Annotated in this window: 12 protein-coding genes and 1 riboswitch; of the genes, 3 read left to right on the plus strand and 9 right to left on the minus strand. The window is 41.1% G+C overall.

The annotated features are described in order from the left end of the window. Positions 1-79: 79 nt before the first annotated feature. Both AC1DVB_RS06805 and AC1DVB_RS06810 read right to left on the minus strand, forming a co-directional pair. Positions 80-1870, minus strand: a complete 1791-nt coding sequence (locus AC1DVB_RS06805; protein WP_223255899.1) for an ABC transporter ATP-binding protein — start codon at positions 1868-1870, stop codon at positions 80-82. Beyond that, on the minus strand, positions 1845-3593 hold the full coding sequence (locus tag AC1DVB_RS06810) for an ABC transporter ATP-binding protein (protein ID WP_057278584.1): 1749 nt from the start codon (positions 3591-3593) through the stop codon (positions 1845-1847). Before AC1DVB_RS06810 ends, AC1DVB_RS06805 begins: the two co-directional genes overlap by 26 nt. Before the next feature lie 452 nt (positions 3594-4045). Here AC1DVB_RS06810 and AC1DVB_RS06815 point away from each other — a divergent pair, with 452 nt between their 5' ends. Next, the gene (locus tag AC1DVB_RS06815; protein ID WP_377332814.1) at positions 4046-4606 is read left to right on the plus strand and encodes a nitroreductase family protein; all 561 of its coding nucleotides are present in this window, start codon (positions 4046-4048) and stop codon (positions 4604-4606) included. Positions 4607-5044: 438 nt separating this feature from the next. Here AC1DVB_RS06815 and AC1DVB_RS06820 read toward each other — a convergent pair whose 3' ends face one another. The 3 genes from AC1DVB_RS06820 to queF all read right to left on the minus strand — a co-directional run bounded on the left by AC1DVB_RS06820 (position 5045) and on the right by queF (position 7277). Then, entirely contained in the window at positions 5045-5185 is a 141-nt protein-coding gene (locus AC1DVB_RS06820) for a hypothetical protein (RefSeq protein ID WP_170956436.1), read from the minus strand. A gap of 41 nt (positions 5186-5226) precedes the next feature. Further along, positions 5227-6573, minus strand: coding sequence for an aspartate kinase (locus AC1DVB_RS06825; RefSeq protein WP_096338882.1), 1347 nt, complete (start codon positions 6571-6573; stop codon positions 5227-5229). Between the two features lie 203 nt (positions 6574-6776). Then, on the minus strand, positions 6777-7277 hold the full coding sequence (gene queF / locus AC1DVB_RS06830; RefSeq protein WP_034305880.1) for a preQ(1) synthase: 501 nt from the start codon (positions 7275-7277) through the stop codon (positions 6777-6779). A gap of 104 nt (positions 7278-7381) precedes the next feature. After that, a riboswitch (PreQ1 riboswitch) is annotated at positions 7382-7427 on the minus strand. Positions 7428-7557: 130 nt separating this feature from the next. Here queF and AC1DVB_RS06835 point away from each other — a divergent pair. Next, positions 7558-8415, plus strand: a complete 858-nt coding sequence (locus AC1DVB_RS06835; protein ID WP_235568401.1) for an EamA family transporter — start codon at positions 7558-7560, stop codon at positions 8413-8415. Positions 8416-8661: 246 nt separating this feature from the next. Further along, positions 8662-8796: a BA3454 family stress response protein gene (locus tag AC1DVB_RS06840; protein WP_034305885.1), complete on the plus strand. Its 135-nt coding sequence runs from the start codon at positions 8662-8664 to the stop codon at positions 8794-8796. Between the two features lie 466 nt (positions 8797-9262). Here AC1DVB_RS06840 and AC1DVB_RS06845 read toward each other — a convergent pair whose 3' ends face one another. The 4 genes from AC1DVB_RS06845 to qoxB form a co-directional block, all read right to left on the minus strand. Further along, positions 9263-9712, minus strand: a complete 450-nt coding sequence (locus tag AC1DVB_RS06845; protein ID WP_057278580.1) for a YfmQ family protein — start codon at positions 9710-9712, stop codon at positions 9263-9265. 318 nt (positions 9713-10030) lie between these two features. Further along, the gene (qoxD, locus tag AC1DVB_RS06850; RefSeq protein WP_057278579.1) at positions 10031-10315 is read right to left on the minus strand and encodes a cytochrome aa3 quinol oxidase subunit IV; all 285 of its coding nucleotides are present in this window, start codon (positions 10313-10315) and stop codon (positions 10031-10033) included. Between the two features lies 1 nt (position 10316). After that, entirely contained in the window at positions 10317-10913 is a 597-nt protein-coding gene (gene qoxC, locus AC1DVB_RS06855) for a cytochrome aa3 quinol oxidase subunit III (protein ID WP_057278578.1), read from the minus strand. After that, the gene (qoxB, locus tag AC1DVB_RS06860; RefSeq protein ID WP_057278577.1) at positions 10913-12859 is read right to left on the minus strand and encodes a cytochrome aa3 quinol oxidase subunit I; all 1947 of its coding nucleotides are present in this window, start codon (positions 12857-12859) and stop codon (positions 10913-10915) included. Before qoxB ends, qoxC begins: the two co-directional genes overlap by 1 nt. Positions 12860-12883 lie beyond the last annotated feature (24 nt).

Genomic DNA, 12883 nt, shown 5'->3' on the forward strand with positions numbered 1-12883 from the left:
GGGATGCGATCCCCAAGTTTATGATGCTCATTATGGGACCAACACAAAAAATGTGCGCCGGATGGCACACATTTTTTCTTTATCCTATCTGATTTTCCCTTAATGAGCTGCGGTTTAGATCGTAATAAAAACCCCTCTGCCGCAACAATTCATCATGTGATCCTTTTTCAATGATCCTTCCTTCATCAAGTACGAGGATTTGATCACTTTGCTGAATTGTATTCAATCTGTGGGCAATGACAAAACTTGTCCTTCCCTCCATCAAGCGGTGTAATGCTTCCTGAATTTTAAGCTCGGTTATCGTATCTATGCTACTTGTCGCTTCATCCAAAATCAATAATACGGGATCCGCTAAAATAGCCCTGGCAATCGATAATAGCTGGCGCTGCCCCTGACTTATTCCACTGCCATCTTGATTCAAGATGGTATCGTATCGATCTGGCAGTTTCATGATAAAGGAATGGGCATTGGCAAGCTTGGCTGCATTCACCACTTCTTCATCTTCTGCCTCCAGCCGGCCGTAGCGGATATTTTCACGAATCGTACCTTGAAACAAGAAGGAATCCTGTAAAACGAAGCCCATATGCTTACGGAGGCTGGACCTCGTCACCTGTTGGATATCCTGGCCGTCAATCAATATCCGGCCGCTGTTCGGCTCGTAAAAACGGGCAAGAAGATTAATGATCGTGGTCTTACCTGCCCCCGTGGGACCTACAAGCGCGATGGTCTCCCCTTTTTTTGCATGGAAACTAACATCATATATCGTTTGCTCTTCATCATTATACGAAAAGGAAACACCCTCAAAGTCCACCTCACCGCGGACTTCACGAAGTTCAGAAGCCTGTTTCTCATCCACTTCTTCTTCTTTTTCATCAAGTATGGCGAAAACCCGTTCAGCACCGGCAACAGCTGAGAGGAGTGTATTGAATTGGTTAGCCAGGTCATTGAGCGGACGGGTGAATTGCCTTGAGTACTCGGTGAAAATGACAATGACCCCGATGGAAACCGTACCTATGCCATTCAGCGCCAAAAACCCTCCGACAGCGGCTATTACCGTGAAACTTAAGTTGTTCAGTAAATTCATCAGTTTTGGAATCAGCCCTGAGTATGATTGTGATAGGAATCCGGCTTTCTTTAAATTTTCACTCCGGATGATAAAATCACGGATCACTTTATCTTCCTGTGAAAAAGCCTTTACGATCCGTTGTCCGGAAATCGTTTCTTCTATAAACCCATTCAGTTCTCCAAGGTTCTTCTGCTGTGCTTTAAACAGCTTTCCCGTCCTGTTCGTTATCCACCTCAGACCGAAGAACATGAGAGGAACGATGAATAAGGTTAGAATAGTTAATAAAGGGCTCAAATACAGCATGACTCCGATCGTCCCGACAAGTGTCAGCACACTTGAAAAGATCTGGATGACGGAACTATTCAAAGTGGAACTGACATTTTCAATATCATTCGTGACCCTGCTCATCAACTCCCCGTGCTGACGCCGATCAAAAAAGGGAATGGACAACTGGTGAAGCTTTTTGAATAGTTGATTGCGCATCGCATAAACCGTATCCTGTGCAATTCCGATCATCCAATAATTCTGAAGCCACATGGATAGGGAATAAAATATGTAGACTCCGAGAAGCCCTAAAAGAAGGCTGATAAGCCCCCCGCTATCTCTTGTGACAATATAATCATCAATGGCCATCCCAACAAGAAAGGGGCCAAGCAATCCCAAAACCGAGCTTATCAGTACCATGAAAAGGACACATAATAGCAGGCTTTTATTCGTTGCCAAGTAGGGAATGATCCTTTTTACCGTATTCCAGGAGTTGACCGGTTTAGACTTTGCCTTATCGGGAGATATTCTTCGACTCAAGCGAAATCCCCTCCTCCCCAAACTGTGAGCGAACGATTTTTCGATAAAGATCGCTTGTTTGCATCAAATCCTGATGTTTCCCCAACGCAAGGACTTGACCGCGTTCCAGCAACAAGATTTTGTCAGCCTCCATGGCTGTACTGATTTTTTGTGTAATGATGAGCGTTGTGCATGTATAGTCCTTTAAAGCGGCAAGCAATTTACTTTCCGTCTTCAAATCCAGCGCACTTGTACTATCATCCAGAAGGAGAATCCTCGGTTTGCGCACCAATGCTCTTGCAATCGATAAGCGCTGTTTTTGCCCTCCAGACAGATTCACTCCTTTTTGCCCTAACTGGGTTTCATATTGCTTCGGAAGTTTCATTACGGTCTCATGGACCTGAGCATGCATGGCCGCAGCCATGATTTCCTCCATCGAGGCACCCTCTTTTCCCCAAGCGACATTATTTTTTATGGTCCCCGAAAAAAGCAGGGCCTCTTGCGGTACATAGCCGATCCTGTTCCGCAGCGAATTCAAGGGAATATCTTTCAGATCTTGGCCATCAATTTGAATGGAGCCGCTTTCAACTTCATATAATCTCGGAATCAGCTGAAACAGTGATGTCTTCCCTGATCCTGTCGCTCCTATGATGGCAAGCGATTCTCCCGGATCGATGGAGAAGGTCAGGTTTTTCAATATCGGGGTTTCGGTTCCAGGATAGCGGAAAGATACATCCAGAAACTTAATGCCTCCCCCATTGACGGCCCCACTCTTGCTTTCCGCTTTACCTTCATCAATATCTATCGAAGTTTCAAATATTTCCGTCACACGTTCCGCTGAAGCCTTTGCACGGGAAATGACCATGATCAGCCATGAAAAAACGGAAAGGGATGCCGCAATCCTCGTGGCATAGTTGACAATCGCCACAACTTCCCCTACCTGTATATCTCCAGTCGTTATAAATTCACTTCCAAGCCAGAGAATGATCAGAATCGCCACATTCATGACAAGCATCAGCACAGGCATCGTCGTTTCAATTAAACGAAGGGAAGACACAGTCTTTCTTTTCAACTCTTCATTCGCATCGTCAAATCGCCCGATTTCATGCTCCTTACGAAGAAAAGCTTTGATCAAGCGCATGCCTATCAGGTTTTCCCTCATGACTCCATTGACATTATCGAGTTTTTTCTGGACGAGCTTAAACAGCTTAGCCGCCCGTTTCATAACCCATCCCAAGAAGAAAACAAGAACCGGAATTGAAATGACCAATACTAGGGATAATTTCAAATCGACCGCAATAGCCATGATGGCTCCGCCGATTACGATCAACGGCGCCCTTGCCATGATACGCAAGCCCATAAAAACCGTATTTTGAAGTTGGGTCACATCATTCGTCATCCTTGTGATCAACGAGGAAGTCGGGATATTATTCAAGTTCGCAAAAGAAAACGCCTGTATTTTACCAAAAAGGCTTGTCCTGACATCATGTCCAAAGCTTTGACTTACATGTGATGCCGTAAATGAATTAACGATCCCGCCAAGAAATGAAAAAACGGAAAGTCCAACCATGACACTTCCCCATTTAATCACCACCGATAAATCTTTCTGCAAAATGCCATCATCAATGATTTTTGCTATAAATAGAGGTTGTAATAGCTCTACCCCGAGCTCGACAATCATTAAGGATAAAGCAAGAATGATCAAAAGCCAGTATGGCTTAAGAAATGAGGACAATTTTTTCATCTATGACACCTTCGATTCTCCGTATGTAAATAGCATTTTTTTCATCCTCTCATTATACATTTTTATACAGATTTTTTAAAAGGTTTTAACTGTTTTAAAGCATTGGTAAATATCTTGAATTTTTTTTTATAAATACCCTTGACAAATAACAGGAAATAAGCGAAAATTCTAATTGATAATGATTTTCAATTTCATTATCGATCTCTGAAATTTGATAAGCAATTACGATATTCTCTTATCGTACCCTTTTGATATTGTACATAGATACAATGTCGCCCCGGCTTCTCTGTGCCTAGTAAAATTATATGCTCATTAGCGAATGCAAGTCACTAGAATATTGCCCCCTCTTTATTCAAGTAATTTATTCACATTGGAAGCATATTAGGCAGCCGGGGATTATTTTTTTTTTCAACTATTAAACTTACATATATGATTAAAGGAGCAGGATGATCATGAAACTAGAAGATATCATTAAAGAACGGCGCAGCATCAAACGATTTAAGGACATTCCTGTTCCTATTGATACCATCCAATCATTATTGGAAACTTCGACATGGGCACCGAACCATAAAATGACCCAGCCATGGCGCTTCGTCGTGGTGCATGGTGATAGCCGTTTAAAACTAGCAGAAGCAACACGTGCATTCATGGAAGGCAAGGAAAAGGACCCTGAAAAGAAAAAAGCAGCCGGACAGCGAGGATATAATAAACTCATGGGTGTACCGATGTTTGTCGCAGTGATCATGGAAGAGAATCCGAATCCCATGACACGTGAAGAAGATTATGCGGCTACAAGTGCCTTGATCCAGAACTTCAGCCTGCTTGCCTGGGAACAGGGAATCGGGATGATATGGGAAACATACGGCATGATACACAGCATGGAGTTTCGTGGAGCTTTTGGCGTGAAACCAGGCGAGAAGATCGTCGGCAGCCTTCATGTTGGCTATCCCGATATGATTCCTGCCCCTCGCCCAAGGAACGCGATCGATCAACTCCTGACCGTCATGGACTAACATAAAAGGAAGGCCTCCAATCTTCCAGTTGGAGGCTCAGACTGTAGACAAACTCGATGAAAACCGGGTTTTCTACAGTTTTTTTATGGCTTTTACACAATTTGAATGTTGATTTCCGCTCCAGGCACGCGCTTTTCCTGAAGGAGTCTAGTGCCTTACACTCCAATCACATATAGATATAACTTATTCCTACATTTTTTTATATTATATAGAAGTATTTAACCAGGTGATAAGGATGCTTTTTAAACATGATTCTATTCAGCAAGATCAACTTGAAGTAATTACTTAAATCAATTGGTGCCAGTGAATCATTTAGCTCGTAAACTTGATGTGCCATTGACATCTATTTCATTTATAATTTGGTGTAAGATATGTATGGGGTTGGACGTCCCTTTTTATCCGTTTCTAGAGCGTCAACTCCGTTCTCCTCCAATTGCTTTAGCCACCTGAAAACAGACGCTCTGAACCCTGCAGCGCGTCTGTTAGCTTGGAATGATTATCCCCACGGTCATTGCCACTACCATAAAGAACCAGATGAAAAAAATCCAGCGTATGTATAGTGATTAAAAGATCAATCACAAAAAACCCCCTTCTAAAAGGAGGTCCCTAAACGCTCATACTCAAAAGAACTCGTGATATAATGCCTGAATTGCCGTCTCTTCGTTGTGCCCTTTCACACCGAACATCATGCTTACCTCCGAAGAGCCTTGATTGATCATCTCAATATTCACCTTTGCTTCAGCCAAGGCTTTTGACGCTCTTGCCGTTGTACCGACATTATGGCGCATTCCTTCCCCTACAACCATGATCAAGGCAAGATCATGTTCCACATTCACTTCATCGGCATGAAGCTCTTTCTTGATTCGGGAAATGATTTTCTTTTCGGCATCCCCTTTCATCTGGTCCTGCCTTAGAATAAGCGTCACATCATCGATGCCTGATGGAATATGCTCATATGAAACTCCATAATCCTCGAGGATGTGCAGCAGTTTCCGGCCAAAACCAACTTCCCGGTTCATCAAATATTTGCTAATGTAAATACTGCAAAATCCTTTATCACTTGCAATCCCAATAACAGGCCCGTTCGTATTATCCCGTGTATTCACAATGCGGGTCCCTTGTGCCGCCGGATTGTTCGTATTCTGGATATGGACAGGTATTCCCGCCCGGAATGCAGGAATCAGCGCCTCATCATGAAATACCGAGAAACCTGCATAAGAAAGCTCACGCATCTCACGATAGGTTAGTTCCCGGATTCCCTTCGGATTGGAAACCACATTTGGATTCACCGCATAAACGGCATCCACGTCCGTAAAGTTCTCATACAAATCAGCTTTGACCCCATTAGCAAGAATCGAACCCGTAATATCGGAACCGCTTCTTGAGAAGGTTAACACATCACCATCTAACGTATATCCGAAGAATCCTGGGAATACAACGATTCCCGGCTCATCACGCAGAGCATATAACCTATCATAAGACTCTGGCAGCACCCTGGTAAATCCACCTTCATCCGTTACGATCAAGCCTGCCTTCTTCGGATTGATATACTGTGCCTCCACTCCAAGGCTTTGGAAATAACCTGCGACCAGCTTCGCATTATTATCCTCGCCACCTGCCTTCAAGGCATCCAGATAGCGCTTTGGGTTAGTTTGATCTGCATGCAGCAGCGCCATTAAATTTTCATGAATCCCTGTGATGACACTCTCGGATATATCCAACTCTTCCGCAATGCTCGCATAGCGGGATACAACATCTTCTATCAAATGCTCTCCGTTATCCCCGCGCAGCTGCTGTTCCGCAGCTTCAATCAATAAATCCGTCACCTTTATATCATCGGAATTGCGTTTTCCTGGAGCGGAAACGACCACAATCTTCCTCTCTGGATCAGAAACAACAATTTCGAATACCTTCCTCAACTGATCACCTGACGCAAGTGAACTTCCACCAAACTTTGCAACTTTCATCTCGACATCCCCTATTTTCGTAAATATTCTGTCAAAATTAACTCTCCCTATTATTACGCTTTTTCTCGAAACAATCAAGTGGAAATTCCATTATAGAAGGACATTTGTACTTTTAAAAAGGACAGAATAACAGGACCACTGATCGAAATTAGCTATAAACTAAAAAAAGACAACGGGCATATGCCCATTGTCCCTCCTATTCTTTAGCGATTATCCACGGTTTCCGGGTATAAGTCATGATTCATCAAGCGGTAATTCGCCATTTCCTCATACTTCGTACCTGGTTTCCCGTAATTCGTGTAAGGGTCGATGGAAATTCCGCCCCTAGGTGTAAACTTGCCCCAGACTTCAATATATTTAGGGTCCATCAATTCGATTAAATCATTCATGATGATGTTCATGCAGTCTTCATGGAAATCACCATGATTGCGGAAGCTGAATAAGTAGAGTTTCAAAGACTTACTTTCCACCATTTTCACACTTGGAATATAGCTGATGTAAATGGTAGCAAAGTCCGGCTGGCCCGTGATTGGACATAAACTAGTGAATTCCGGGCAATTGAATTTGACGAAATAGTCCCGGTTCGGATGCTTGTTATCGAATGACTCAAGGATTTCAGGAGCATAGTCGAATGTATATTTTGTTCCTTGATTCCCAAGCAGTGTGATATCTTTTTTTAATTCTTCTTCTTTTCTTCCAGACATGAAAAGTCCTCCTAATCCCACATTTCAGGGAGATTCATAAAATGGGCCTCTATATAACAAAAACCATATCTCCTCAAAGATATGGTTGATTCGCAAAAAATATCAAAGCCATAGTTTTTTTAAGAGGGTGATGCTATGAACCTCTCCCGTTTATCGGGAAATATTTTAAAATTGTCATAGTAAATATAGAAAAAAATATCTAATCTGTCAATCATACATTTTAAATTTGGTTTGATTCCTAAGGGCATTCAGCTTAAAATGTAGAAGAAGTTTATCCTACATGAAGGAAGAGATTAAGTCAATGTGGATTTTTGCAGCACTCATCACGAGTTTATGTTTCGGAATCAATAATAGCATTTTTAAATGGAGCAGCGGAAAAGGGTATTCCAAGATACATATCCAATTTTTCTTTTATTTTTCAGCTTTTATTTTGTCCATTGTTTATGGAGTATCAATGGATGGTTTGCAGCTGAACTGGCTGTCCATCATGCTTGGTGCAGCAATTGGTGTACTGAACGCCAATGGTAACATCCAGATGGCAAGCGCCTTTGAAAAAGGTCCGGCAAGCTTGACATCTCCATTAATCGCAGCGAATGCCATATTCCCCATTCTCTGTGCAGCTTTAATTTTTCACGAACATATTTCTTCCTTGCAGTGGAGTGGAATCGCCTGCATGTTTATCGCTACATTAGTCATCCAATATACACCTAATGCAAAAGGTAATCATCAATATGTCCCATGGATGATGCACACATTACTCTCCATCTTATCTTTTGGTGTGCTCGGCATTCTTATGACGACATCAACTCGTCTTCAATTAAACTCCCTTGATATCCTTGTATCAATGTATGGAGGCGGAATGCTTTATCTTCTTTCGGCTCTAGCCTTTAAAAAAGAAAAAATCAAGCTAAAGGAAGTCAAAATCGGTTCCTTAGTAGGCTTTTTAAGCATGATAGGCTATGGATGTTATTTCTTTGCGTTGAACACTGGCATCGCAAGCATCATTTTCCCTGTCGTCAGCCTGAACTGTTTGGTTGTCGTATTCGCTGGATGTTATATATTCAAGGAAAAACTAAAAAACTATCAAATTGCTGGTGTCCTTGCAGCATTAATCGGTATTATTTTAACTAAAATATGAATATAGTTCGTTTTAAAAAAACAACCTGGCTTTCATGTATACAAGCCAGGTCGTTTTTTAAAAAACCTGAAAATGGGGCATGTCAAAAAAAAGTGTTGACACTTCACTTAAAATATCAGATAATTTTGAATATTAATTCACACGATTTTAGCTTTTGAAATGTTTGATTATCCTTCTGCTCCGGGTATAAAAGAAATAGGTACAACCACCTCATTTAATTCTGAATTAGGAAAGGAAAGATGCATAATGGTAAAAGTTACAGTAACAGTTGATTTCCAAGGAAAATCTTATCAAACTAACGTCCTTGCTAAACCGGGTACTGATCATGAAGTAATTTTACAACAAGCCCTTCATCAAGTTGAAAAACAATGGAAAGCATAAAAAAGCAGGCATCGCAATAGATACCTGCTTTTTTATTCCCTTAAATACTATCCCAAATACTTTTCATATGCACGATTAACGACCCTCTTGCAATCCCCTCCTACTTAATAACACTTTTAATTGTTTTTTTCAAAAGGCACTAAAATCAAGATGCCAGTTTGTGTACCAGAACTTTTATAATGAAAAAATATCCTTGAAATGGAATTATATTAAAAGCCTTATAAAAAAGAAGGTATTTTTAAGGCCCGTCTCAGCTGTAGACAATTTAACCGTTAATTTCCACTCCAGGCACTCGCTTTCCGCGGGCGGTCCGGGAACCTCCCCGGTGCCTTTGCGCCCGCGGTGTCTCCCTTGGACTCGCTTTTCCCGCAGGAGTCTCGCACACCCGCTCCAATCAACTATGTTTTAACCCTTTTGTTTACAAACTCAAAGACGGTCTTTTAAGGACCGTCTTTTTAATGTTCTATTAAACTAAATTTCTTATTAATGGCATGGAACGTTCTTGGAGGCTATCGGAAAATAGACTATAAGAAATGAGCTTCTTCTTGTACCGTTTAACTACATCCACGCGGTCGCTGTAAATATATAGAAATAACCTAACATCCTTTTTGCCTCTTTTAGTATCAATGACCAATGGAGTCCCACTATTATCTGGATGTAAAAACAATTCCTCATTCCCCGGGAATATATGATTTCCCTTCAAAAATCTAGTGCTATTAAAATAATTAATAACTTGAATTTTTTCTTCACCTTCCAAACGTTTTCCGTCAAAGGTTACGATCGCATTCCCGCCACTAATTTCTGAATGTATTTTAAATTTACTGATAATCCAATTAACTGCATCTGTTGGAAGACAGGAAACCAATATTTTTAACAAACTTAAGATGATTGTCACAATCAAAACCGGCAATGTCAATTCATCATCTCCGCTACATTTATTAATTAATTCATATATAACTTATTATATCAAAAGTGGCTGATCGTTTTCTTACTTGATGTGTCCGTTCTATTAACGTTTTACCCCAGTAACACATTGCACTTAAACACACGGGAATGCTTCAAAAGTGAAAATCCCCATTTATAAATATAATGTTGTGAAATGGTTATACTAAACAAATGGATAGCCACATCCTTGTTAACCAAACTTCCATGAATGAAATGGATAGGCCGGTATAAGAATTAACATACAAAAAAAACTGGACGTCATCAAGACGCCCAGCTTTTCCAGAATCGATTATTGGTATCCCCAAATCATTGTTAGCATTGTACCGAAAATTGTAACCAATGCAACGAACAATCCGTAATAAACGTTTGTGTAAATCGATGCTTTATCTTCAGACTCTCCTGCATGCATGAACATAACAAATTGAAGTGCTGCTTGCATGAAAGCTGTAACAAGTAGGATGATCATAGCCATTTTAAGTGAGAGATCAAACATAATAACTGATAATGCGACCAAAGTCAGAACTAGCGAAAAAGCAAATCCCATAACTTGGCCCCGTGGGAATAATTCTTTCATATTACATCATTCCTTTCAGGTAGACGAAACTGAAGATGAAAATCCAGACAACGTCCAAGAAATGCCAGTAAAGTGAAAAGATGAAAGCCTTGTTTGTTGTCTGTGGAGTCATACCGCGTTTTTTAATCTGCATGGTGATGAAGGTTCCCCAGAATAAACCAAGTGTAACGTGAGCTCCATGCGTACCTAGTAGTGTGAACAAACTAGATAAGAAAGCACTTGTTTGAATCGTTGCTCCTTCATGTACATACTCCACGAATTCATAAATTTCGACTCCTAAAAAGCCTAAACCAAGAATAAGGGTGATAATGAAGAAACCAATCGTCGCTTTCTGCCTGCCAAGTCTCATCGCATTGATTCCAAGACCTATGGTAAAACTACTAGTTAAAAGAAAGATTGTTTGAAACATTAGTGTTGGGACTTTAAAAAGATGTTCCCCTGTTGGACCATTTCCAGTACCACCAACTAAGACAAAATAAGTGGCGAACAGTGTAGCGAAAAGAGCTATTTCTGCTCCCAGGAAAATCCAGAATCCAAAAATCTTTAAGCGATTTTCTTCCGTGCTATATTCAAGTGGCAGCGAGTTATCTATTTTCATTACTTAGCACCTCGCAATTTATTTTCAGTTTCTTCGATCTCTTCAACAGAGATATAACGTCCGTGATCTTTTTCGAATGAACGGTGAATCATACAAGCAAAGATACCGATCGTTGCAATGATTGCAATGATCCACATGCTGAATACCAATGCAAAGCCCCAAACGAAGAAGATACAGCTCATGATAAACGGCACGCCACTGTTATTTGGCATATGAATCTTTTCTACTTTACCGCCAAATAATTTAAAGCCTTTTTTCTTTGCATCCCAGAATGCTTCTGTAGAAGCAACTGTTGGCACAATTGCAAAGTTATATTCAGGGATTGGTGTATGTGTAGCCCACTCTAGAGAACGTGCATCCCATGGATCGTTTGAGATATTTCTTGATGCATAACGAGTACTCCAATAGATATTGTACACAATAAGTGCAAAACCTATGGCTAAACCAATCGCTCCAACGAAAGAGAGCATATTCAATGGACCATATCCTGTTGATTCAGAGTACGTATACATACGACGTGCCTGCCCATCTAAACCAGTGATGAACATCGGGAAGAATGTTACATTAAAGCCGACTATAATGAACCAGAACGACCATTTTCCAATTTTTTCGCTCAACATGAAACCGAACATTTTTGGCCACCAGTACGTGAAACCGGCAAGTACGGCAAATACAGTACCAGGGATTAAAACGTAATGGAAGTGAGCTACTAAGAACATTGTATTATGGTATTGGTAGTCAGCACTTGCCATGGCAAGCATAACCCCTGTTACCCCACCGAGCGTGAAAATCGGAATGAAAGCTAAAGAGTATAGCATTGGAACGGTAAACACGATTTTACCTTTCCAAAGTGTGAACAACCAGTTGAAGATCTTAACACCAGTCGGGACGGCAATTGCCATCGTGGTAATCGAGAAGATTCCATTAACCATTGCACCGTGGCCCATTGTATAGAAATGGTGAGCCCATACAATGAAAGATAGTGTAGAAATAGCTACCATGGAGATAACCATCGAATTATACCCGTACAGGTTACGACGTGCAAATGTCGAAATGATTTCACTGTAAATACCGAAAGCTGGAAGAATAACTATATAAACTTCAGGATGTCCCCAAACCCAGAACAAGTTTGCCCAAAGCATATCGCTACCGCCATTGGCCATCGTAAAGAATTGAGTTCCGAATAGACGATCCATTGTCATCAACGCAAGTGCCACTGTCAATACAGGGAAAGCGAAAACGATAATGAAGTTTGTAATCAAGATAGACCATGTGAACATTGGCATTTTCATTAAGTTCAGGCCAGGTGCTCTCATTTTCAAGATGGTTACGATAAAGTTGATACCAGTCATTAATGTACCAATACCTGCGATTTGAAGTGAAATCGCGTAATAGTTCGAACCGACTGATTCACTGAAATCGTTACTTGCCAGCGGGAAGTAAGATGTCCAACCTGCATCAGGAGAACCACCCACTACGAAAGAGATGTTAAATAGCATTGCCCCCATGAAGAATAACCAGAAGCTTACTGCGTTCAGACGTGGGAATGCTACGTCACGCGCTCCAATTTGTAATGGTGTAACAATGTTCATTAACCCAATGATAAATGGCATAGCCATGAACAGGATCATGACGACCCCGTGTGTTGTAAATACCTCATTATAATGCTGTCCATCCAAAAGACCGTTATCTGGAATAGCCGTTTGAGCACGCATCATAAGAGCATCGACGCCACCGCGGAAAAGCATAAGCAGTGCTGCCAAGATGTACATGATACCAATACGTTTATGGTCAACAGTTGTTAACCACTCACGCCATAAGTAACCCCATTTTTTAAAATAGGTAATTCCGGCAACAACCGCAATCATGGTTAAACCAATGGCAACCATGGATGCATAAATCGCAGGACTTGGATGAGGTACGGCAAATCGATCAAAGTAATCCATACTTTTGTGACTCCTTTCAGGAAA

Source organism: Peribacillus sp. P4_D6 (assembly GCF_056401795.1).